Genomic DNA, 22,025 nt, shown 5'->3' on the forward strand with positions numbered 1-22,025 from the left:
GATCACCCTTGGAGCGTTGAATTGCATTGAATCGGCATGCGCGAGAGGCCGAACCTCTGCCCCACATGCCAGTGAGAACACGCCGTGCGCTCAAGCGAGCAGGCGCTTCTCGAACGGATAGTCGGACAGCAGTTCCACGCGGCCGTCATCGCGCACATACACCTGCTCTTCCAGCTTGACGCCTTCACCGCCATCTTCATGACCGATATAGCTTTCGATGCACAGCGTCATGCCGGGCTCGATCACGCCGTCATAGCCCTTGGCGCCGTTGTCCTCGCGATGGACGATGTAGGGATATTCGCCCGTCATGCCGACGCCATGCGCGAGCGCGAAATAGCGGCGCGCCTGATAGGGGCCGGGAATCTTCCAGGCCTTCGCGATGAACTCCTGAAAGGTCGTGCCGGCGCGCACGTTCTCCATGTTCGAATGCACCTGTTCATAAGCGAGCTTATAGACAGTCTTCTGTGCCGCTGTGGCGGGACCGTCGCCGCACAGGAAGGTGCGCGAGAAGTCGGCGTAATAGCCGAAGCGCCCCACCACATCCGTATCGAGTCCGACCAGCTCGCCCGTCTGGATCTTGCGCGGGCTGCTCTCCTGGAACCAGGGATTGGTACGCGGCCCCGAGCTGATCAGGCGCGTTTCGACGTAATCGCCGTCCGTTTCGATAATGTGCTTGTGCAGATGCGACCACAGCTCGTTCTCGCTGATGCCGGGCACGAGGGCCGCTTCCAGTTTGCGCACCCCCTCTTCGGCAGCGCGCAACGATGAACGGATCATCTTGATCTCGTTGGGCACCTTGATCGAACGGGCCCGTTCGAGCGGTTCCTGCGCATCACTGATCTGATAGCCGCGCGCATGCAACGCAAAGGCAGCCGCCGACGTCGCGCTCTCGATGGCGATGCGTTTGCCGCCGCCACTCTGCCTGATCAGTTCGTCGATTTCATCGGCCCAGCGTTCGGTGACGCGGCCCAGCATGTCGTCACAGAAGTAATAGGAAATCGCGGTAGCCGGGCGCACTTCGTCGACAGTATCGAGTCCGTCGGCGAGAAAATCGCAGCCGGCATATTCGAACAGCACGACCTTGCCTTCGGCCGGCACGAACAGATAACGCGCCGGATTGCGCATCGAATAGACCTGCATGTTGCGCGAGCCGGTCGCATAACGCATATGCGTGGGGTCGAACAGGATCGCGGCGGTCAGGTCACGCTTCTTCAGTTCGCGACGCACGGCGGCAAGCCGGTCGCGCTGAATCTGCGCGATTTCCTCCGCGGTCGGCTCGCAATCTTCCGGGAGGTGGGTCGGGCGAATAATCGTCATGTTTTTTGAAGGGGACGTGGGATGGTTTTAAAAGGACGGCTTCAATCGACGAGGTTGTCGGCGCGCACAAGGCGCTGCTCGGCTTCCAGATGCATTTCGGACACGCGTCCATACAGTTGGCGCGTGCGTTCGAGCCTGCCGATCACGCCGGGCTTCTGCGAGTACGCGAAGATCGCCGTATGCCGGTCGATTCCGCCTTGCACCTGCGTGACGCGGTGCAGCGAAAAGCGTCCTTTGAACAGTTGCAGATCGCCGGGTTGCAACGTGATCACGTTGATCGGCGCGCGCGTCTCGCCGCGCACCACGCTGCCGACGTCGCCATAGTTCTCGCCCTGGGGCGAACGGATATTCGGGCAATACTCGAAATCGCCACCCTCTTCAGGCTGTTGCGTCATCATCGAGACGATGAATTCGTTGGTGTCGTAATGCCACGGCTGTTCGGTGCCCGGCGGCATGACGTTTTGCACCAGTCCGGCGTAGGGGTCCGCGTATTCCCAGACGCGCGCTTCACCGAGGCAGGCGGCAACGAAGCGTTTCATCGCCCGAGCCACATAGATGCGGTGCACAATCGCGTCGGCGGGGATCACATCGCGGGTGACGAAGCCGCTGGTGCGGTCCATGAAGACGCGGCGCGGATCGTCGGCCGGCAGCGACGGATCGTCCGCAGTGAAGTAGGCGTTGACCTTACGAGTCGAAAAGTAGGTCTTGGCCGCCAGCGCCACGCCTTCGGCCCGCGCCTGGGCGAGCGCCTCGGGGCGCAGGAAACCGTGCAGCACGGCGCTGCCATTGCCCGCCAGGTGGGCGCGGCAGCTCGCGATCAGCTCGCGCATACAGGGATGGTCCGGATCGTGCAAACGATAGCGCCCGGTATCGACGATGTCGCTCAAATCGTTGCATTCGGCATCGGCAAGAGGAAGACGGACTGACACGGCGGGACTCCAGATAGGGGTTCGGACTGATTTGTGACGCGAATTGTTTTCGACAACAATCACCTCACTGACGCCCCCATGTTTTGATCGCCAAATTTCTTTGGAAAGCGAGTAATTCCGATGGCTTCCATCAGCGGACCCGATTGGTCGAAACTGAGTTCTCTAGATCCCGAACTGGTGCGGGCATTCGTTGCCGTCGTCGATAGCGGCGGGTTTACCGCTGCGGCGAAGTTGCTGCACCGCACACAGTCGACCATCAGTCTGCGGATCCGCACGCTGGAGGAGCGGCTGGAAACGCATATGTTTCTGCGTAACAGCCGGCGGTTGGATTTGTCGCGCGATGGCGAGAATTTTTTGATTCACGCGCGGCGCATTATCCAGGTGCAGAACGAGGCGATCGCCGCATTGAACCGGAGTAATAGTGATGGAGTGATCCGGTTTGGGCTGCCCGAGGACTATGCGGAGTTATGGCTGCCTGAGTTGCTCAAGAAGTTTTATGCGCTGAGGCCGGGCGCGCGGCCGCATATTCATTGCCGGATGTCGTTGGAGTTGCTGGAGCGGTTGCAGGCTGGGGAGCTGGATCTGGCTTTAGTGGTGCGGCACGGGTCGCAGACCAGTGGGCGGCATCTCGGGCGTGAGGAAGTGGTGTGGGCGGCGCATCGGGATTTTGTTTTGCAGGCTGGGGCGCCGGTGCCGCTTGCCTTGTTTCCTGAGACTTGCTGTTATCGGCAGCGGGGGCTTGCAGCGCTTGCCGCGCTTGAGCGGCAGTATCAGGTTGTGTATACGAGTCAGAGTCCTACCGGGATTAAGGTTGCCGTTAATCACGGCGCGGCCGTCACTATCATCGATCGGTGTACGTTGCCGGATAACTGGCGGGTGCTCGGGGTTCAGGATGGGTTGCCTGCTTTGCCTCCGGCGGATCTTGAGTTGCATCGGGCTTCTGTTAATCGGGATCCCGCTGTGGATGTGCTTGCTGCTTTGATTGAGGATATGGTTGAGGAGAGGCGTAATTTGGCAGTTGCTGTTACTGCTTAGCTTTGCTGTTTTTGCCTCGCGGCGTTGGGCTTTTCTTGGTCTGGGTTCTTTGGCCTTTCCTTGATCTGGACTCTTTGGCCTTTCCTTGAATTGATATTGGATTATTAGCGTTGCCCCTGTGCGGGGCGGCACTTACTTCTCTTTGCCGCCGCAAAGAGAAGTAAGCAAGAGAAAGCGGCTCAAACCGCTAATTCTTAAGTGGGTCCCCTGGCTTGGAGGGGATCGTGGTGCATCTGGAATCTGTGTTCTCGCACATTCGGCGTGAGTGACAAGGCCGTCATACTTCCGGCGGCGCTACGCGCGCCGAAGGCTATTTCTCAAACCATCTGGTTCGGCTCTCCCCTCTCTCACCTCATTTCGCTGCACTGCGCCTCGCCTCACGTATTCTCTCTCCCATCCCGTCACGTCATTCGGAGAGCCAACGTTTCATGATTCGTTGGTGCCTCTCCCGCGCTTGCTCCATCGGCGTTTCCGATTGGTGCCATCAGAATTCCTCGCTTTGCAAAAAGTATTGGCCGGAAAATCATGCGTCGGCCACTTGCCAATACATTCTGGAGATCTTATGAAAAAGAAAGTCCTCGCTATCGCCCTGGTCGGCGCCGCCGCTTCCCCCGCTTTCGCTCAAAGCAGCGTGACGCTGTACGGGGTCATCGATGAAGGGATCGACTACACAAATAATGTCGGGCACGGTGGCGTCGTGGAGCTCGCGAGCGGTTACGCACAAGGCAGCCGCTGGGGCATGAAAGGCTCGGAAGATCTCGGCGGTGGTCTCAAAGCAATCTTTCAACTCGAAAACGGCTTCGATCTGAATTCCGGTCGGCTCAATCAGGGCGGCCGCATGTTCGGCAGGCAAGCCTATGTGGGTCTGAGCAGCGACCGCTTCGGCTCCGTTACGCTAGGCCGTCAATACGACTCGGTAGTCGACTACCTCGCGCAAACCACCGCCAACGGCAATTGGGCTGGCTATCTGTTCGCCCACCCGTACGACAACGACAACACCGATAACTCGTTCCGTGTCGACAACACCATCAAATACGCTAGCCCAGATATCTCGGGGTTCCAGTTCGGCGGCACCTACAGCTTCAGCAACGATACGAATTTCGCCAACAACCGTCAGTACAGCTTCGGCGCCCAATACGCAAACGGCGGTCTGCTGGTCGCCGCGGCCTATCTGCAAGCAAATAATCCCGGCGTCGGTTCGAACGGTGCAATCACCGCGAACGACGCAAGCTTCATCGCCGGACGCATGCGCGTGTTCGGCGGCGGTATCAATTACACGTTCGGCTCAGCTACCGTCGGCTTCGCGTACACCAACTCGAATTACAAAGACCCCACCGGCAACGGCTATATCGGCATCCCGCTCGCCGCAAACGGCGTCCTCCTGAATACGCTGAAATACCAGAACTTCGAAGTGAACGGCAAATACCAGATCACACCCGCATTCTTTGTCGGCGCGCAGTATGTCTACACGATGGAGACATACGACGCCTCGACAGGTAGCGTAAAGCCCAAGGTCCACTCCGTCGGACTGATGGCGGACTACAACCTGTCCAAACGCACGGACGTCTACGTACAGGGCGAGTATCAGAAGGTCGCCGGCAGTTCGACCAACTCGATTCTCGACGACGCATTCATCCCCGGCACGCAGTCTCCCTCGTCGACGCAGAATCAGGTCGTGACGCGCGTGGCGCTTCGTCATAAGTTCTAAAAGGCGCGTCGCCGCGCGCCACGCTTCACCTCGATCACTCAAGCCAAACACGGAATGCGGGGCTCTCCTTGCATTCCGCCGCCAACTTCGTCAACTTGACTTCCGGCAGATGCAAAGGTAACCTACAAAGGTAACCTTCACATCTGCCGGTATGTCCAGCAACGACACTCAGCCCACACGCTCCCCCTCCGATCCCGACGCCCTGCACGCCACGGCGGAAGACTTGCGTGTACTCGTCGGCAAGTTGCGCCGCCGGTTGCGCGAAGAAGCGCATGTTGGCGATTTCACGCCGTCACAGGTGCAGGTTCTCCTCCTGCTGGAACGCGAAGGTCCCGCAACGGTCACCACGCTCGCACGCATCCAGGGTATGCGTCCGCAATCCATGGGTGAGACGCTTTCGGTTCTGAAAGCTGCCGGACTCGTGAGCGGCGCACCGGATCCGAACGACGGGCGGCAAACCGTTCTCTCCCTCACGCCCGCCTTCCGCAAGAAGGTTAAGGCAAGCCGCGCCGCACGCGAAGACTGGCTATTCCGTACGATCCAGACCCGCTTCTCCGCCGCCGAACAGAAACAACTCGCGATTGGCGTCGACTTGCTCAAACGCCTCATCGACTCGTAACGCTAAGGAAAACACCATGGCTTTCACCACGCTCGACGCAAAGACCGCATTGGTCGTCATCGATTTGCAGCAAGGCATCGTCGCGCTGCCCACCGCCCACCCCACCGGCGAGATCGTCAAGCGCTCCGCTGGTTTGGCGGATGCATTTCGCCGTCACGGTCTGCCCGTGGTGCTCGTCAACGTGGCGGGCGGCGCGCCCGGCCGCGCGGAACAGTCGCGTCCTACGGGTGATTTCCCCGCCGGTTTTGCTGACCTCGTTCCCGAACTGAATCAGCAGCCGTCGGATCATCTGGTGACCAAGCGCACCTGGGGCGCGTTCACGAACACGGACCTCGAAGTGTATCTGCGCCAGCAAGGCGTCACGCAGGTGGTGCTGGTCGGTGTGGCCACCAGCATCGGCGTCGAGTCCACCGCGCGTTTCGCACACGAACTCGGTTTCAACGTCACGTTCGCGGTCGACGCGATGACGGACATGAACCTCGACGCTCATACCAACAGCATCGCCCGAATCTTCCCGCGCCTCGGCGAAACCGGCACGACGCAGGACGTCCTCGCGCTACTCGAGACATCGCGCGCATGAGCACTTGTTTGAACCTCTGCACGGCGCGAATCGTCCACACGGGGATGTCCCGGTGAGCGGCACATTCCGTTCGCTGCGTACGTTCAACTACCGGGTCTGGGCCAGCGGCGCGATCGTCTCCAACATCGGGACATGGATGCAACGCACGGCGCAGGACTGGCTCGTGCTCACAGAACTCACGCATCACAATGCAACGTCCGTGGGCATTGTGATGTCGCTGCAGTTCGGGCCGCAAATGCTCCTGCTGCCCCTAACCGGGTATGCGGCCGATCATTTCGACCGCCGCAAGCTGCTGTTCGCCACCCAGGCGGCAATGGGCACGTTGGCCTTATGCCTCGGGCTTCTCACCGTTACCGGCCTCGTGCAGTTATGGCAGGTCTATGTGTTTGCGGGCTTGCTCGGCTGCGTCACCGCGTTCGATTCACCGGCGCGTCAGACCTTCGTCTCCGATCTGGTGGGAGAAGCCGATCTGTCGAACGCGGTCGCGCTGAACTCCACCTCGTTCAACGCGGCGCGCATGATCGGACCCGCCGTCGCGGGGCTGTTGATCGCCTCGGTGGGCACCGGCTGGGTGTTTCTGATCAACGCGCTCTCTTTCGTCGCCGTGCTCGGTTCGCTGCGCATGCTGCGCCTCAGCGAACTGAATCTGAAGCCGCCTGCGATACGCACGCGCGGCAGCTTCGTGGAAGGCTTCAAGTATGTGTGGACGCGTCCCGATCTGAAGGCTGCACTGTTGATGCTATTTCTGATCGGCACGTTCGGGCTGAACTTCCCGATCTTCATCTCGACCATGTCGGTCACCGCCTTTCATGCGGGCGCCAGTCAATACGGCGTGTTGAGCTCGACCATGGCGATCGGCTCGGTGACCGGTGCGCTGCTCGCCGCACGTAGAGCGAAACCTCGCATGGCCCTTCTGCTTGGCGCAGCGGCGATTTTCGGTGTGGGCTGCACGATCGCCGCTCTCATGCCGAACTACGTGCTGTTCGGGATTGCACTCGTCGTCATCGGCGTGTCGACGCAGACGTTCACCACCTCGACGAACAGCCTCGTGCAACTGACCACCGAGCCGGCCATGCGCGGCCGGGTGATCGCGATCCTGCTGGCCATCGCGCTAGGCGGCACGCCGCTCGGTGCACCGGTCGTGGGTTGGGTCGCGGATCGCTTCGGCCCGCGTTGGGCGCTCGGTGTGGGCGCTGCATCGGGCTTCGCCGCGGCAATCGTCGGCTTGATCTATCTGGTGAAGTATCGCCAGTTGCGCGTGTATGTCGAGGCGGGCCGGTTGCGTTACAGCATCGACGACCCGCGTCAGGCGCCGCCTTATGTCAGTCCCGTCACGGCAGTACAGCATGCCGTGCTGAGTGAAGCGGAAGAGGATTCGTCCGCTGACGTTTAAGGGGCGCTCGATTGCTTACTTCGCGACCGGCATTGTGAACTCCGCACCCTTCGCGATGCTATCCGGCCAGCGCTGCATGATGCTCTTGTAGCGCGTGTAGAAACGCACGCCTTCTTCGCCGTACGCGTGGTGATCGCCGAACAGCGAACGCTTCCAGCCGCCGAACGAGTGCCATGCCATCGGCACCGGAATCGGTACATTGATGCCGACCATGCCCACCTGAATCTGCCGGCCGAACGCGCGTGCCACGCCGCCATCCGACGTGAAGAGCGACACGCCGTTGCCGAACTCGTGCGCATTGATCAACTCCACCGCACGCGCGAAATCGGGCACGCGCACCACCGCCAGCACCGGGCCAAAGATCTCTTCCTTGTAGATCTTCATCTCCGTGCCGACCTGGTCGAACAGCGTCCCGCCAATGAAGAAGCCGTTTTCGTTCGCGACCGGATGCGCGCGGCCGTCGACGATCAGTTTCGCGCCTTCTGCCACGCCCGAGTCGATATAGCCGGCTACCTTGGCCTTATGTTCGGCGGTAACCAACGGACCCATTTCGGCGGCGAGGTTTTCGCCGTTCTTGATCACCAGCGACTTCACGCGCGGCACGAGGCGCTCGATCAGTTCATCGGCGACATTGCCGACCGCCACTGCGACCGAGATCGCCATGCAGCGCTCGCCTGCCGAACCATAAGCAGCGCCGATCAAGGCGTCGACAGCCTGGTCCAGATCGGCATCCGGCATCACCACCAGATGATTCTTCGCGCCGCCGAGCGCCTGCACACGCTTGCCGCGCTTCGACGCTTCCGTGTAGATGTATTCGGCAATCGGCGTGGACCCGACAAACGACAGCGCCGCGACGTCCGGGTGTTCGATCAGCGCATCCACGGCCACCTTGTCGCCGTTCACGACGTTGAACACACCGTCCGGCAGACCGGCTTCCTTCAGCAGTTCAGCAATGCGCAACGAAGCCGACGGGTCACGCTCCGACGGCTTCAGCACGAACGTGTTGCCGCAAGCGAGCGCCACCGGGAACATCCACATCGGCACCATCACCGGGAAATTGAACGGCGTGATTCCCGCCACCACGCCCAGCGCCTGACGCAGATTCCAGTTGTCGATGCCGCCGCCGATCTGGTCGGTGAAATCGGTCTTCAGCAGGTTCGGAATGCCGCAAGCGAATTCGACGACCTCAATGCCGCGCACCACTTCGCCTTGCGCGTCCGTGAACACCTTGCCGTGTTCACGCGTGATCAGCATGGCGAGTTCGTCGTGGTGCTTGTTCAGCAGTTCCTTGAACTTGAACAGAATCCGGGCGCGCTTGAGCGGCGCGGTTTCGCTCCAGGCGGGAAAGGCGGCCTTCGCGGCCTTGACCGCCGCGTCCACTTCCTCGACCGACGCCAACGCGACCGAGCCGGTTACCTGGCCGGTGGCGGGATTGAACACGTCCTTAAACCGGCCGCTAGTCGACGCAGCCGGCGCGCCGCTGATGTAATGGCCCAACTGCTGCACCGACAATTTCGCTTGTTCGTTCACTGCATTCATTTCGTTACCTCGTGTTCGGGATTGGCCGCAAGGGTTGACCCGCCAACTGTATCGACGGTGCCGGTCATATTCCCGATACAGCGCAATAAAACCGCGCCTCACTGTATTGTTTTTCGCGTAGCAACTGTACTGGTCAGTCAAGTCGGCGCAACGCCAGGAAAGGACGTCCATTCAGTGACCCGGCCCGGGCAGCCTCAACACGCCAGGTCCCCGTCAAAAGCCGCCCACGCCATGCGTGACGAGTGCATACGGCCCGCTCGTCAGTTGCTCCCTGAGAAACTCTATGCACACCTGGATCCTTGCCGACGACGACAAGCGCTCCGCCGTCACGGCCCAGACGTCCGCCGATTGCAGATAGTCCGGCAACACTCGCACCAGTTCGCCCGCGCGCAGGCTCTCAGCCACGTCCCAGATCGACACCATCACCACCCCGTAGCCGTCTTTCGCCCACTGAACGACGATGTCGCTGAGATTCGACGCGACCGTTCCGGTCACCTTCACGCTCTTTTCGCCATTCGGCCCGCTCAGGCGCCAGACGCCGAAGCGGTCGTCGCGTCCACGAAACAACAGACAGTCGTGCTGAGCCAGGTCGCTCAAATCGGCGGGCACACCGCGACGCGCCAGATACTCCGGCGACGCGCAAAGAATGCGCGCGCTATCCACCATCTTGTGCGCGATCAGATGGGGCTCCTGCACTTCTCCCACACGAATGTCGATGTCGAAGTTTTCGCCGACCAGGTCGGCACGCCGGTCCAGCAATTCCAACCAGATCTCCAGATTCGGGTGACGCTGACGCAGCATCGAAAGTATCGGCGAAACATGTTCGCGCCCCAGCCGCAAGCTCGTGCTGATTCGCAGCAGCCCGCGCAACTCCGTGCGGCGATCGGCGAACGCGTCGGCCATGCCCTGCACGTCCTCGAGTATTTTCTGCGCCCACTGCAAAGCGGCTTCGCCGTCGCTCGTCACGCTGACCCGGCGCGTGGTGCGCTGGAACAGCTTGACGCCGAGACTCGCTTCCAGCATTGCGATCCGCTTGCTTACGTGCGAGGGCGACAACCCCATTTCCGTCGATGCCGCGACGAAACTGCCCCGGCGCGCGATGTTGCAGAACAGTTGGAGATCGCGCAGGGAAGACTCATTGCTGGCTGTGAGCGCATTCTGATTTTCCATTTGGCCGCATTGTGTCGGTGCAGAAGCACATTACCCTAGCCTCAACGCTTGGATCAGGCAAGCGAAGCTGATCAGACGAAAAGCTACGGATACCAAAGTACTGGTTAACCCCCAATCAAACTGGCAGACCTACCCACGCGGCAGTGTATTTCGCCACCCGAACCGGGCCGCCGACGGCGGTTGATAGCCGCTTCCCGATAAGTCCTGGCTTGCAAAAATTCGCTTTAAAGACGCAAATGAATCGGCCACAGAAGCTGATCGAAACATTTCTGTTCAGGAGACGACATGGAAACGAATGCATCGGCAGGCGGCCGCGAGCGTCGCTCGCAGGCTCGCAAAGCGACCGCGAGCGGCTGGATCGGCTCGGCACTCGAGTACTACGATTTCTTCATCTACGCTCAGGCAGCGGCCCTCATCTTTCCTCAGTTGTTCTTTCCATCCGGCAATCCAAAGATCGCCATCGTCGCATCGCTCGCGACCTATGGCGTCGGCTACGTCGCGCGGCCGATCGGCGCGATCGTACTGGGGCACTGGGGCGACACGCACGGCCGGAAAAACGTCCTGCTGGTATGCATGTTCCTGATGGGCATCTCGACGATGGCGGTCGGCTTTCTGCCTACCTACCACCAGGTGGGCCTGCTTGCACCGGCACTGCTGGTGATTCTCCGCCTGATCCAGGGTTTTGCCGTGGCCGGCGAAATCTCGGGCGCGAGTTCCATGATTCTCGAACATGCGCCGTTCGGGCGGCGCGGCTACTACGCAAGCTTCACGCTGCAAGGCGTGCAAGCGGGGCAGATTCTCGCCGCGGCCGTGTTCCTGCCACTCGCCTACTTCATGGAAGAGAGCGCGTTCAACTCGTGGGGCTGGAGGATTCCGTTTCTGTTGAGTGCGGTGGTGCTGATTGCCGGCTACATCATTCGCCGCGAGGTCCATGAAACGCCGGCTTTCGCCAAGGAAGACGCCAGCGGCGCCATACCGAGGTCGCCGATCGTCGAGGCCTTCCGTTATAACTGGGGGGATATGTTGCGCGTGATCGGCTGCTCGCTGATGAACGTGATCCCTGTCGTCGCTACCATTTTTGGCGCAGCGTATGCGGTTCAGCCGTCGTACGGCATCGGCTTTTCCAAGAGCGTCTATCTATGGATTCCGGTAGTCGGCAACATCGTCGCCGTGCTGGTGATTCCCTACGTCGGCAATCTGTCCGACCGGATCGGCCGGCGCCTGCCAATCATCGTCGGCGCGCTTGGCGCGGGATTGCTCTCGTTCGCCTACCTCTACGCGATCAGCATCAGGAACGTGCCGCTCGCGATGGTCATGTCGATCCTCATGTGGGGCATCATCTATCAAGGCTATAACGCGATCTTTCCGAGTTTCTTTCCGGAGCTATTCCCGACCCGCTCACGCGTGTCCGCGATGGCGATCGGCCAGAACATCGGCACCACGATTACCGCACTGCTGCCGGCACTGTTCGCTTACGTCGCGCCACCCGGATCTCATGACGTTCCGGTCACCATCGGCGCAATCACGTTCGGCATCACCATCGTTGCAGCGGTGACGGCCTGGAGCGCACGCGAGAACTTCCGCGTCAAGCTGAGCGACCTGGGCGAACGCAATGCAGTTCCGATCGACAAGCACGATTACGATCTGCAGCGGGCCCAGACCATAGCGGAGGCCAAGAAGGCGCTCGCATAACCCCTCCCTTTCCGCCCACCGAAGGAAGCTGTCCATGAACCGGACCCGGATCGCCGTAGCCGGCGCGGGCTATATCGGGCGGGCGCACATGAGCGTCGCGCAACAGAGCGGCACGTGTGCGTTGTCGGCCATCGTCGACCCGTCGCCGGCGGCCGCGGGGCTCGCAGCCGAGGCAGGCGTGCCCCTTTACCGATCGCTCGACGAACTGTTGGAAAAGGATCGTCCGGACGGCGTGATTCTCGCCACGCCGAATCAATTGCACGTCGAGCATGCGCTGACGTGTCTCGCGGCCGGTGTGCCCACGCTGCTCGAAAAACCGCTCGCGTCCACGGTTGAGGAAGCGGAGACGCTCGTCGACGAGGTCGAGCGCTCCGGGGTGAAATTGCTGGTCGGTCATCACCGGGCCCACAGCCCGATCATGGCCCGAGCGAAGCAACTGATCGATGAAGGCAGGCTCGGCAAGCTGGTCGCGGTGATGGGCAGCGCGGTATTTTTCAAGCCGGACCAGTACTTCTCCGACGCGCAATGGCGGCGCAATCCGGGCGGCGGCCCCATTCTGTTGAACATGATCCACGAGGTGCATAACTTGCGCATGCTATGCGGAGATATCGTCGCGGTGCAGGCGTTTTCATCGCACGCGACACGCGGCTTTCCCGTCGAAGACACCGTGGCGATCAACCTGCGCTTCGCAAACGGCGCGCTTGGCAGCTTCATGTTGTCCGACACGGCCGCGAGCGCGCGCAGCTGGGAGCAGACCTCGCAGGAGAACAAGGCCTACCCGTCGTATCCGGACGAAGATTGCTATGTGATTGCCGGTACGTTCGGCTCGCTTTCCGTGCCGACGATGCGCCTGAAAACGTATGGCAAGGCGGAAGACCGTTCGTGGTGGAAGCCGTTCGACGTCAGCGTCGCTGCCATGACGCGCGACGATCCGCTCAAGCGTCAGATCGAACACTTCGCCCGGGTTATTCGAGGAGAAGCCGAGCCGCTCGTGAGTGCTCGCGACGGCCTGCAGAATCTACGCATTACCGAAGCGATCGCTGAAGCCGCAAAGATGGGGTCGATCGTCGATACGACGCCCACCGCGGCGACTACGGCCCACTGAGGGCGGCGGTCCCGGCGGCCGTTAGAGCCGTTGGGTGCTGATAACTGAGATCACGCCAGGCACGAGTACGCGACGATTCGCACCGCCACGTTCCCATCGAACATTCAGCGCCATTGCTCGGTCAATTCGTTGGCCAGCACCATCTTCTCGCGAACGAGTTCCGTAAAGCCGGCGTCCGCCCCGCTCTGCGTCTTGAGGAATTTCAGCGCTGCGGAATGAACCGCTCGCATCGAGCGGCCGTCGATCCCGGCCATGCGCGCCGCGCTGCGCCGCGTTTCCTCGACCAGATCGCGTGCGCTGCTGAAGTCAGGCGACAAACCGCTCTGCGCCAGGAACCCGGCGCGCAAACCGGCCGCATAGTCGCGCGACTGTCCGAGACGGTCGACGTCGATCATCAGATCGACGCCGTCCGCCATCCGCAACGCACAGAGAATCCACAACGCGACGAACGCCCGATATGCGTTGTTGCCTTCCGCCGTGCGCGCATATTGCTCGCATGCCATGGCATAGGCGTCGTCCGAAGTCGGCACAACAGGCGGCAAGCTCACGCCGCAGATTTCGATGGCCTGCCGGACCAGCGGCTCCGACTGATTCAGGCCCAGTACGCGAAACGGCGCGGCCACGAAGAACGGATTACTCCATTGCTGATTGAGCAGCCACCCCGAGGCAAACTGCGATGCGGGATTTCTCAGCACGGCCGCATGCATGACGTGCGGGAAGGCGCGCTTGAGCCACGGCAGCCGGCCCGACGAACGGCAAAACTTGAAGACGGGTACGCTGCGTTGCCCGGCGGTGTGCTCGCACAGGTTGGCCAAATAAGCCTGCAACGCGGGGAATTCCGCGTCGGGCGCAGGTGAGAAGCGATCGGTGCCGAAGCGCTTCCGGTATCCAGCTACGCCGCGCGCGCCCTCTTGCAGAAACGGCCGGTACTCTTCGAAATACGGCGCGGCGAGCGGCGGATGTCCAGAGGTCAGGGTGGGACGGGACGCGGAGACGTCGGCGAGGCTCAGATCGGCGAGCACGTTGCTGAACGGTTCATAGAATCCGGTCACGGAATCGAGTGCGCGCAGGCGCGACCAGACCCACGTTCCTGCGCTGCGCCAGCCCGTGTGCAGAAATACCCCTTGTTTCAGGGCACTTCGTTGCGAGCCTTCGGCTGGCCGCGAGGCTGGATCATTCGGCGTGCTGGTCAACCCGTCAGCGGCGCCTGACGGACCACTTGAGGGACCGCTCGACGGTCCATGTGACAACGGCATTGGACTTCTCTTTAAATGGACGCGACAACGAATCGATGGGTGGCAGGCACTGCCCGCCCCACTTGGCTCAAGCGCACACTTTAGCGGGTCAAGCTGTCGACTTCGTTACGGAAGTATCAGTTTAGCTTGCTAACGATGCCTTGTGATGCACTGGAACAGCGCACTCAAACGCTTTAAGCTGCCAGACTTCCGAACTCAAAAGTTGCCGCTATGAACGACTCGGCCGATATCCGGTTTCTGCTGACCATCCGCGAAAGTGGCAGCCTGATCGCCGCGGCGCGCAAACTGGGGCTGTCGCCTTCGGCGGTGACCCAGCGCCTGCAGCAACTCGAAAAGAAGCTGGGCGCGCAACTGGTGAACCGCACGGCACGCCGTTTGCAGTTCACCGAAGAAGGCACGCTCCTGTGCGAACGCGGCGCCGAACTGGTCCAGCAGTTCGACTCGCTGTTCGAAGACTTGCAGACCCGCCGGGGCGGTCTGATCGGTACGCTGAAAATCAATGCGCCGCTCGGATTCGGCCGGCGCCACCTAGCGCCCGCCATCGCCGACTTCCAGCAGCAGAACCCGGATATCGACGTGGCGCTCACGCTGTCCGACCAACCGTTGACCGAGACGATGGACCGCTTCGACATCGTCGTGCATATCGGCGAGTTGCCGGTATCGAATCTGGTCGGCTACGCGATCGCGCCGAATGCGCGCTTCGTATGCGCCGCACCTGCGCTCGCCAAGCGTCTTGGTCAGCTGGAGTCGCCGGAAGCATTGAGCGAGCTGCCGTGCATCGTGCTGCGCGAGAACAACGCGGATGTCTCGCTGTGGCAGTTCAGCAAGGGCCGCACGCGTCGCAGCGTCCGCGTTTCTCCGCATTTGAGTTGCAACGACGGTGACGTGATCCGCCAATGGGCTTGCGAAGGCCGCGGCGTGATCCTGCGCTCCGAATGGGATGTGGCCGACGACATCGCAAAGGGGCGACTCGTGCGGTTGCTGCAAGGCTGGAAAGCGCCGGACGCTAATGTGATCGCGCTCACGCATCAACGAGCCGGATTGCCGGCTCGTACACGGCATTTCATGCAGTATTTGCAGGGCAGATTCAGGCCGTTGCCGCCGTGGAGGCGATAGAAGTTAAAACGGGGCGAATCACGTCAAAAACAGCACGTGCATTCAACATTTATTCAAACTGAATTTTAGAGTTATCTTGGCTGAACGCCACGCGAACAACGAAACTTTATAATCGGCTCACCGTCCCTCGCCGGTTAAATCATGACCTCCCTATCGCCCCCGACCGCCTACCCCAAGGCGGTCCTCTTCGACCTCCTGACCGCCCTGCTCGACTCGTGGACGTCATGGAATCACGCTGCGGGCTCCGAACAGGCGGGCCGTGCGTGGCGTGCGGCATATTTGCGCCTGACCTACGGTTGCGGCCGATACATTGCGTATGAACAATTGGTGCGCGAAGCAGCCGCCGAAGTTGGGCTGCCGGAATCCGCCGCGCTCGCGCTGGAGGCGGATTGGCTGAAGCTCGCGCCCTGGAGCGGTGCGCTCAACGCATTGCAGGCGCTCAGCCCGCATTGCAAACTGGCGATCGTCACGAACTGCTCCATCCATCTTGGCACGCAGGCTGCCAACCTTTTCCCGATCCACTGGGACGCTATCGTCACAGCTGAAGAAGCCGGTATGTATAAGCCGGACCCGTTGCCTTACCGGCTCGCGCTCGGCAAACTCGGCGTCAGCGCCCACGAGGCCGCGTTCGTGGCCGGCTCCAGCTACGACATGTTCGGCACGGCTGCGGTCGGTTTGCGAACATACTGGCACAACCGCGTGGGTCTGCCGCTGGTGGCGGGAGCGCAGCCGCCCGAGATCGAGGCGCCGACGCTCGACTTGCTAGTCCCATGGCTGAGCCGTTTCGGCCACGCAGAAAGCCCCTCTATTCCCCGGTGAACGCATGAAACTCGACCACATCGACACCCCTGCCGCGCTGATCGACATCCCCCGGATGCAGAAGAACATCGCGCGGATGCAGGCTCATATGAACACACTGGGCGTGGCATTCCGTCCGCACGTCAAGACCACCAAATGCATCGACGTGGTCCGTGCGCAGATCGCCGCCGGGGCACGTGGCATTACGGTCTCGATCCTGAAAGAGGCGGAGGCTTTCTTTGCGGCTGGCGTCAGCGATATCCTTTACGCGGTCAGCATCGCCCCTTCAAAGCTGCCGCGAGCGCTCGCGCTGCGCCGCCAGGGTTGCGATCTGAAACTGGTGGTGGACAATCCGACTGCCGCCGCGGCCATCGCCGCATTTTCGGACCAGCACGGTGAAACCTTCGAGGTGTGGATCGAGGTGGACACGGACGGCCACCGCTCCGGTATTACGCCGGAACAGGACACGTTACTCGAAGTCGGCCGGATTCTGCATGAGAACGGGGTCATAGTGGGCGGCGTGATGACCCACGCGGGTTCGAGCTACGAGCTTCATACGCCGGAGGCGCTCGCCGCGCTTGCGGAGCAGGAACGCGCCGGCTGCGTGCGCGCGGCGCAACGGCTGCGCGATGCGGGTATTCCGTGCCCAGTCGTCAGCGTCGGTTCGACGCCCACGGCCCTCGCCGCCGGGCAACTGGATGGCGTGACCGAAGTGCGGGCGGGTGTCTACGTTTTCTTCGATCTGGTCATGCACAACGTCGGCGTATGCGCGCTTGAAGATATCGCGCTCAGCGTGCTCGCCACCGTGATCGGGCATCAGGCGGATAAGGGCTGGGCGATTCTCGACGCAGGCTGGATGGCGATGAGCCGCGATCGCGGCACCTCGAAGCAGTCGCACGATTTCGGGTACGGCCAGCCCTGTCTGCTGAACGGAACACTGCTTGGCGGTTATGTGATGAGCGGCGCCAATCAGGAACATGGGATTCTGTCGTCATCGGAAGAAGGCGCGCATGTCGACGACATCGCGCAGCGCTTTCCGATCGGTATGAAGCTGCGCATCCTGCCCAATCATGCTTGCGCGACCGGCGCGCAGTTCCCCGAGTATCACGCGGTTTCGGCGGATGGTGAGAGCGTCGAGTGGAGGCGCTTTCAAGGTTGGTGAGGCGATCGGGCCTTAACTCAACCGCGGCGTCTGCGAAGGCAATTCGCCGAACAGGTCGCGATATTCACGGGCGAAATAGCCAAGGTGCGTGAAGCCCCACCGGCAGGCAGCATCGCCGATCAGGACTTCTTCCGCACTCGTCATGCGTAGCAACCTATGCACGGCATTGAGCCGGATCGAGCGCAGGTATTCGACCGGCGTCACATTAGCGACGCGCTGGAAACTGGTTTGCAAGGTTCGGCGGCTGCACCGCAGCGCGCGGCACAGATCGAGCACGGTGATCGGTTGTTCGGCGTTGTCTTGCAGGATGCGCTCGCAACGCCGCACGATGTCGCTATACGTGGTGTGTGTGAGGTCTCGCAACGGCGTCTGCGACGCGCTTTCGATCAGGCCGAGCAGGACACTGATCATTTCGTCGCGGAATACTTTGGTCGCGGCGGGATGCGCAAACGCGGCCGCATTGCGTTCAGCGGAGTCGAGAAAGGGCGCGAGCCGCTCGCGCAGTATCACCCCCTGCTCATCGGAAAGCGTCAGCACGCCACCTTTCACCTGACGGCTGGCGTGCTCGCCCACCGTCATGCCCAGCAGGTCGTCCATCATTTCGGCAGACACGCTGATGCCGGCATAGTGCATCGACTCCGGCGTGTAGAAGCGAAACTCCTCGCCCGCGCCGAGCAGCAGCAGCGCGTAACGCTCCACGCGCTGCCCCTGAAACGTGCCGACAAGCGGCGCATACAGGGGCACAGCAATCGAAGCGAGGTCAGCGGGAGACACGCCATGTTGAACAACGCGGCGATTGGTGGTTTCGCGAAAGAAATGAAAGTCGTTCGAACTCGCCTGCACCAGCGTGCTCTGAAAGCGGCCCGGCGTCATCTGACGATAAACCTGCTCCCAGCCGCTCACCGCCAGCGAATGATCGTGCACGTCGGCAAGCGTGCTGATCCGGAAGTCCATGCCCCCTCCCGCCTACTCTGAACAGGCTACATTCATGCGATGACAGCCCGGCCTGTCGTAGCGGACGCCAACCTGGATGCAGACGAAGGCGGCGGATCGCGGCGCCTCTGCTGCAAATGAAGAAGCATATTATTCCAGGCTGGCTGATGTGACTCAAGGCAAACAAAAAATCAGACAATTCTACAGTGGCTCCGGCGCGAAGCGCGCCCGAATTATTGAAAAGGTTAGCTATGCGAATTTCACTTCATCGAAGCGCGCGCGACGTCGGCCACTGCATTCGCATAGCCTAGGCCGGGTCGATTGGCTCACGGGCTCGTGTGGCTGCGTTCAGCTCAATGCGCGATGCACACGGACTTGGTTTCCGTAAAACCTTCGATCGCGTATTTGCCGAATTCGCGGCCGATACCCGACTGTTTGAAGCCGCCGAACGGCATGCCCGGATCGAGCGGTACGTGGCAGTTGACCCACACGGTGCCCGCCTCGATTTGCGGCACGAGGTTCATCACGGTCTTGAGGTCATTGCTCCACAGGCTCGCGGCAAGGCCGTACGGGGAATCGTTGGCGAGGCGCAGTGCCTCGAGCGGATCGTCGAACGGAACGATAGCGAGTACAGGACCAAACACTTCGTCGCGCACGATTGCCGCGTCGTGCGGCACGTCGGCGATGACGGTGGGGCGAACGTAGTAACCCGGCAGATCGACCGGCTTGCCGCCCGCAAGAAACGTCAGGCCGGCTGCCTGAGCGCGCGCGATGTGCTGCTCGACGCGGTCACGATGCTGCGCGGACACCAGCGGATTGATCTGCGCAGCCGGGTCGAGGCCAGGTCCCAGCGTCATGGCGCTGGCGATATCGGCGAGACCTTCGGTCACTTGCCGGTACTTGCTGCGATGCACGTAAATGCGCGAGGCCGCCGCGCACACTTGCCCCTGGTTGAAGAAGCCGCCGGCCAACGCGCCTTGAATCGCCTGCTCGACGTCGATATCGGCAAGCATCACCGCCGGATTCTTGCCACCGAGCTCCAGTGAAAAGCGCGTCATGTTCTGCACGGCGGCTGTGCCGACCAGCTTGCCTGTGGGCGTCGAGCCGGTGAACGAAATCTTGCTGATACCCGGATGCGCCGCGAGCGCGGCCCCGCATTCACGGCCACCTGTGACGACGTTGAACACGCCCGCAGGAACGCCGGCCTCAAGCGCCAGTTCGGCCAGACGCAGCGCCGTCAAAGGCGTTTCCGGCGACGGCTTGATCACGATGGTGCAACCCGCCGCGAGCGCCGGCACCAGCTTCCAAACAGCGATCATCAGCGGGAAATTCCACGGCACAATGCCTGCCACCACGCCGATCGGCTCCTTGCGCGTGAACGCCGTATAGCGCGTGCCGGGCGGAAACGGAATCGACACGTCCAGCGTTTCGCCGGTAATCTTGGTCGCCCAACCCGCCATATAGCGCACATATTCGATCGTCGCGCCCACTTCCACCGCGCGGGCAATGTTGATCGACTTGCCCTGATTCAAGGTCTCGAATTGCGCAAGGTCTTCGGCATTGGCTTCGAGCAGGTCGGCGAAGCGCAGCAGAATGCGCTCGCGATCGGCGGGACGCAGGCCGCTCCATACACGCGCATCGAAAGCGGCACGCGCGTTGCTCACCGCGCGATCGACGTCGGTTGCGTCCGCATCCACCACCGTCGCGAGGCGTTCGCCGCTCGCCTGATTGAATACGTCCAGACGACGCTCCGAATGCGCGCGCTGCTGCGCGCCGCCGATAAACAGGCCGAAATCGCGTTGCACGAACGCACGAACCGCATCGCTGATGACAACCGTTGCATCGTTACTCATATCCTGGGTCTCTTGTTGGTGTTTCGTTGCTATCTGATCCATGGCCGCGAGGCCATCGTGTTGAAGAATGGCGCTGGTCCTTTATAGAAACAGCGCGCCGATCATTTCCGTGCGGCTCGACACGCCGAGCTTGCGGAACATGCGCAACAGGTGGGTTTTGACGGTGGGCTGCGCGAGTGCGAGGTCGCGTGCGATCTCCTTGTTCGACAAACCGTTGCGCACCAGGCGTGCGATCTGCTGCTCGCGATGCGTCAGGCTCGGGCGGCTATCGGTGTCGACCGCTGCACCGTGGCGCAGATGCGTGCGCATTGGCCGCTGGTCGCGCAGCGCCGGCACCAGCGCGGCTTCCAGCAGCGGTTGCACCGCCCGCGCGTGCTGCTGATCGTTCTCGGAGAAGGTTTCCGCGGGCGCCATGCGCAGCAGCGAAAACGCCGCGGCCGGGCGCGTGCCTCGTGTGCCATCCCGCAGCAAAACTTCCATCACGTCGACCACCTGATGCGGATTCAGGAAGCGCCGCCAGTACACCGAACCGTCGCGCACCGTCTCAGGCAATTCGCTCGCGAGCGTGAGCACGTTGCCCGTCTGCGTCGAAAAGCGCGACGGATGCAGCGGATCAAGCGCGCAGTAACGCTGCAAATACGTGCGATGCATCGTCTCGGTCATGCCGAATAGCTCAAAGCCCGACGGCTCGTTATCCGCGCCGACCCAGTAGAAGACCGTTGCCGAGTGCCGCACTAGTTGCGCGAGCGCGCTCACTGCGGCACCCAGTGCGGGCAGGAAGACGCATTGAGACGCGGCTTCGTCGCGGATCGTGTTCAACATGGCGCTCTCCCGGTTGACCAGCTCTAGACCATCGTACGAACGTGCAATTTCATTGCGTGAGCACAAATTGGCAAATCGACTCGCCCCGCGCACTTGAACGACGGTTGCGTTGTCATCCTTTTGCCTGATTCCGCGGCAGGTCCGGCATGCCTAGACTCTGAGTTCACGCTGCACTCTTTTCATCACGCTAAATCACCTCCTTTCACATTCGTAAGGAACGCCATGTCCAAACAACGCACGGTTGTCATCACAGGCGCAGGCACCGGCATCGGCGAAGCCTGCGCGCGGCGCACGCGTGGCGCTGATTGGCCGGCGCCGCGAACCGCTCGAACGGGTGGCGCGCGAAACCGGCGGCTTGGCGCTCGATGGCGACGCAGCCAGCGCCGCCGACTGGCAGCGCTTCATCGCCGCGATCAAGGCCGACGGCGGCGCTGTCGATGCATTGATCGCCTGCGCCGGCGGTTTCGGCATGGGCACCGCCACCGAAACCGACGACACCGCCTGGTCCGCCGCGATGCGCGCAAATCTCGACACGGCCTTCGTCGCCGCCCGCGCCTGCCTGCCCGATCTGATCGAACGGCGCGGCGCGATCGTGCTGGTCGCCTCGATCGCTTCGCTCGCAGCGGGGCCCGCTGTATGCGGTTACACCACGTCGAAGCACGCGCTGATCGGCCTGACGCGCTCGCTTGCACGCGACTACGGCCCACACGGTGTGCGCGTCAACGCGGTCTGCCCCGGGTGGGTCCGCACGCCGATGGCCGATGCGGAAATGCAACCGTTGATGCAGCGCTACGACGAAACGCTCGACGCGGCCTACCATCGCGTCTGCGCCGATGTGCCCTTGCGCCGTCCCGCGCACGCAGAAGAAATCGCCGACGTATGCGAGTTTCTGGTGTCGCCCGCTGCGTCGATCGTGACGGGCGCCACCCTCGTTGCCGACGGCGGCTCCTCGATCGTCGACGTGCCGACGCTGGCGTTCGACCATATGTAAATAGGTA

Annotated in this window: 18 protein-coding genes and 1 pseudogene; 11 read left to right on the forward strand and 8 right to left on the reverse strand. The window is 61.9% G+C overall.

Annotated features, from left to right (window positions below; all coding sequences use genetic code 11):
* Positions 1-90: 90 nt before the first annotated feature.
* Positions 91-1,317, reverse strand: a complete 1,227-nt coding sequence (locus GNZ13_RS14720) for a M24 family metallopeptidase (RefSeq protein ID WP_172165436.1) — start codon at positions 1,315-1,317, stop codon at positions 91-93.
* Between the two features lie 41 nt (positions 1,318-1,358).
* Positions 1,359-2,246 (reverse strand): HalD/BesD family halogenase, encoded by an 888-nt coding sequence (locus GNZ13_RS14725; protein ID WP_172165439.1) that lies wholly within the window; start codon positions 2,244-2,246, stop codon positions 1,359-1,361.
* Positions 2,247-2,366: 120 nt separating this feature from the next.
* On the opposite strand from GNZ13_RS14725, the gene GNZ13_RS14730 reads away from it, so the two are divergent.
* The 5 genes from GNZ13_RS14730 (at position 2,367) to GNZ13_RS14750 (ending at position 7,581) form a co-directional block, all read left to right on the forward strand.
* A complete protein-coding gene (locus tag GNZ13_RS14730; protein WP_172165442.1) occupies positions 2,367-3,281 on the forward strand; it encodes a LysR substrate-binding domain-containing protein in 915 nt (304 codons plus the stop codon).
* 562 nt (positions 3,282-3,843) lie between these two features.
* On the forward strand, positions 3,844-4,989 hold the full coding sequence (locus GNZ13_RS14735; RefSeq protein WP_172165445.1) for a porin: 1,146 nt from the start codon (positions 3,844-3,846) through the stop codon (positions 4,987-4,989).
* A 151-nt stretch (positions 4,990-5,140) separates the two neighbouring features.
* The gene (locus GNZ13_RS14740) at positions 5,141-5,608 is read left to right on the forward strand and encodes a MarR family winged helix-turn-helix transcriptional regulator (protein WP_172165448.1); all 468 of its coding nucleotides are present in this window, start codon (positions 5,141-5,143) and stop codon (positions 5,606-5,608) included.
* Between the two features lie 16 nt (positions 5,609-5,624).
* The gene (locus GNZ13_RS14745; RefSeq protein ID WP_172165451.1) at positions 5,625-6,188 is read left to right on the forward strand and encodes an isochorismatase family protein; all 564 of its coding nucleotides are present in this window, start codon (positions 5,625-5,627) and stop codon (positions 6,186-6,188) included.
* 52 nt (positions 6,189-6,240) lie between these two features.
* Entirely contained in the window at positions 6,241-7,581 is a 1,341-nt protein-coding gene (locus GNZ13_RS14750) for an MFS transporter (protein WP_172165454.1), read from the forward strand.
* A 15-nt stretch (positions 7,582-7,596) separates the two neighbouring features.
* Here GNZ13_RS14750 and GNZ13_RS14755 read toward each other — a convergent pair whose 3' ends face one another.
* The gene (locus GNZ13_RS14755) at positions 7,597-9,120 is read right to left on the reverse strand and encodes a CoA-acylating methylmalonate-semialdehyde dehydrogenase (protein WP_172165457.1); all 1,524 of its coding nucleotides are present in this window, start codon (positions 9,118-9,120) and stop codon (positions 7,597-7,599) included.
* Positions 9,121-9,333: 213 nt separating this feature from the next.
* Entirely contained in the window at positions 9,334-10,290 is a 957-nt protein-coding gene (locus tag GNZ13_RS14760; RefSeq protein ID WP_172165460.1) for a LysR family transcriptional regulator, read from the reverse strand.
* Between the two features lie 285 nt (positions 10,291-10,575).
* Between GNZ13_RS14760 and GNZ13_RS14765 the strand changes: the two genes are divergently transcribed.
* The gene (locus GNZ13_RS14765; protein WP_172165463.1) at positions 10,576-11,982 is read left to right on the forward strand and encodes an MFS transporter; all 1,407 of its coding nucleotides are present in this window, start codon (positions 10,576-10,578) and stop codon (positions 11,980-11,982) included.
* A 34-nt stretch (positions 11,983-12,016) separates the two neighbouring features.
* Positions 12,017-13,087 (forward strand): Gfo/Idh/MocA family protein, encoded by a 1,071-nt coding sequence (locus GNZ13_RS14770; protein WP_172165466.1) that lies wholly within the window; start codon positions 12,017-12,019, stop codon positions 13,085-13,087.
* A 104-nt stretch (positions 13,088-13,191) separates the two neighbouring features.
* Here GNZ13_RS14770 and GNZ13_RS14775 read toward each other — a convergent pair whose 3' ends face one another.
* Complete coding sequence (locus tag GNZ13_RS14775; RefSeq protein WP_236001996.1) at positions 13,192-14,343, reverse strand: hypothetical protein; 1,152 nt, start codon at positions 14,341-14,343, stop codon at positions 13,192-13,194.
* A gap of 210 nt (positions 14,344-14,553) precedes the next feature.
* Between GNZ13_RS14775 and GNZ13_RS14780 the strand changes: the two genes are divergently transcribed.
* The 3 genes from GNZ13_RS14780 to GNZ13_RS14790 all read left to right on the forward strand — a co-directional run bounded on the left by GNZ13_RS14780 (position 14,554) and on the right by GNZ13_RS14790 (position 17,419).
* Positions 14,554-15,459 (forward strand): LysR family transcriptional regulator, encoded by a 906-nt coding sequence (locus GNZ13_RS14780; protein ID WP_172165469.1) that lies wholly within the window; start codon positions 14,554-14,556, stop codon positions 15,457-15,459.
* 141 nt (positions 15,460-15,600) lie between these two features.
* A complete protein-coding gene (locus tag GNZ13_RS14785; RefSeq protein ID WP_172165472.1) occupies positions 15,601-16,278 on the forward strand; it encodes an HAD family hydrolase in 678 nt (225 codons plus the stop codon).
* 4 nt (positions 16,279-16,282) lie between these two features.
* Positions 16,283-17,419, forward strand: coding sequence for a DSD1 family PLP-dependent enzyme (locus GNZ13_RS14790; RefSeq protein WP_172165475.1), 1,137 nt, complete (start codon positions 16,283-16,285; stop codon positions 17,417-17,419).
* 12 nt (positions 17,420-17,431) lie between these two features.
* On the opposite strand, the gene GNZ13_RS14795 is transcribed toward GNZ13_RS14790, so the two are convergent.
* The 3 genes from GNZ13_RS14795 to GNZ13_RS14805 all read right to left on the reverse strand — a co-directional run bounded on the left by GNZ13_RS14795 (position 17,432) and on the right by GNZ13_RS14805 (position 21,027).
* Positions 17,432-18,373: a helix-turn-helix domain-containing protein gene (locus GNZ13_RS14795; protein ID WP_172165477.1), complete on the reverse strand. Its 942-nt coding sequence runs from the start codon at positions 18,371-18,373 to the stop codon at positions 17,432-17,434.
* Positions 18,374-18,705: 332 nt separating this feature from the next.
* A complete protein-coding gene (locus tag GNZ13_RS14800) occupies positions 18,706-20,205 on the reverse strand; it encodes an aldehyde dehydrogenase family protein (RefSeq protein ID WP_172165480.1) in 1,500 nt (499 codons plus the stop codon).
* An 81-nt stretch (positions 20,206-20,286) separates the two neighbouring features.
* Positions 20,287-21,027 (reverse strand): helix-turn-helix transcriptional regulator, encoded by a 741-nt coding sequence (locus tag GNZ13_RS14805; RefSeq protein ID WP_172165483.1) that lies wholly within the window; start codon positions 21,025-21,027, stop codon positions 20,287-20,289.
* A 222-nt stretch (positions 21,028-21,249) separates the two neighbouring features.
* Between GNZ13_RS14805 and GNZ13_RS14810 the strand changes: the two are divergent.
* Positions 21,250-22,018: pseudogene (locus GNZ13_RS14810) on the forward strand (SDR family NAD(P)-dependent oxidoreductase).
* The last annotated feature ends 7 nt before the right edge of the window (positions 22,019-22,025 follow it).

The organism is Paraburkholderia elongata, from assembly GCF_013177735.1.
Classification (GTDB): domain Bacteria; phylum Pseudomonadota; class Gammaproteobacteria; order Burkholderiales; family Burkholderiaceae; genus Paraburkholderia; species Paraburkholderia elongata.

What these genes read in the sequence shown, in the direction of transcription:
- GNZ13_RS14720 (WP_172165436.1), bottom strand. Translation starts at nt 1,317, where the DNA reads ATGACGATTATTCGCCCGACCCACCTCCCGGAAGATTGCGAGCCGACC.
- GNZ13_RS14730 (WP_172165442.1), top strand. Translation starts at nt 2,367, where the DNA reads ATGGCTTCCATCAGCGGACCCGATTGGTCGAAACTGAGTTCTCTAGAT.
- GNZ13_RS14735 (WP_172165445.1), top strand. Translation starts at nt 3,844, where the DNA reads ATGAAAAAGAAAGTCCTCGCTATCGCCCTGGTCGGCGCCGCCGCTTCC.
- GNZ13_RS14740 (WP_172165448.1), top strand. Translation starts at nt 5,141, where the DNA reads ATGTCCAGCAACGACACTCAGCCCACACGCTCCCCCTCCGATCCCGAC.
- GNZ13_RS14745 (WP_172165451.1), top strand. Translation starts at nt 5,625, where the DNA reads ATGGCTTTCACCACGCTCGACGCAAAGACCGCATTGGTCGTCATCGAT.
- GNZ13_RS14755 (WP_172165457.1), bottom strand. Translation starts at nt 9,120, where the DNA reads ATGAATGCAGTGAACGAACAAGCGAAATTGTCGGTGCAGCAGTTGGGC.
- GNZ13_RS14760 (WP_172165460.1), bottom strand. Translation starts at nt 10,290, where the DNA reads ATGGAAAATCAGAATGCGCTCACAGCCAGCAATGAGTCTTCCCTGCGC.
- GNZ13_RS14765 (WP_172165463.1), top strand. Translation starts at nt 10,576, where the DNA reads ATGGAAACGAATGCATCGGCAGGCGGCCGCGAGCGTCGCTCGCAGGCT.
- GNZ13_RS14770 (WP_172165466.1), top strand. Translation starts at nt 12,017, where the DNA reads ATGAACCGGACCCGGATCGCCGTAGCCGGCGCGGGCTATATCGGGCGG.
- GNZ13_RS14775 (WP_236001996.1), bottom strand. Translation starts at nt 14,343, where the DNA reads ATGCCGTTGTCACATGGACCGTCGAGCGGTCCCTCAAGTGGTCCGTCA.
- GNZ13_RS14780 (WP_172165469.1), top strand. Translation starts at nt 14,554, where the DNA reads ATGAACGACTCGGCCGATATCCGGTTTCTGCTGACCATCCGCGAAAGT.
- GNZ13_RS14785 (WP_172165472.1), top strand. Translation starts at nt 15,601, where the DNA reads ATGACCTCCCTATCGCCCCCGACCGCCTACCCCAAGGCGGTCCTCTTC.
- GNZ13_RS14790 (WP_172165475.1), top strand. Translation starts at nt 16,283, where the DNA reads ATGAAACTCGACCACATCGACACCCCTGCCGCGCTGATCGACATCCCC.
- GNZ13_RS14795 (WP_172165477.1), bottom strand. Translation starts at nt 18,373, where the DNA reads ATGGACTTCCGGATCAGCACGCTTGCCGACGTGCACGATCATTCGCTG.
- GNZ13_RS14800 (WP_172165480.1), bottom strand. Translation starts at nt 20,205, where the DNA reads ATGAGTAACGATGCAACGGTTGTCATCAGCGATGCGGTTCGTGCGTTC.
- GNZ13_RS14805 (WP_172165483.1), bottom strand. Translation starts at nt 21,027, where the DNA reads ATGTTGAACACGATCCGCGACGAAGCCGCGTCTCAATGCGTCTTCCTG.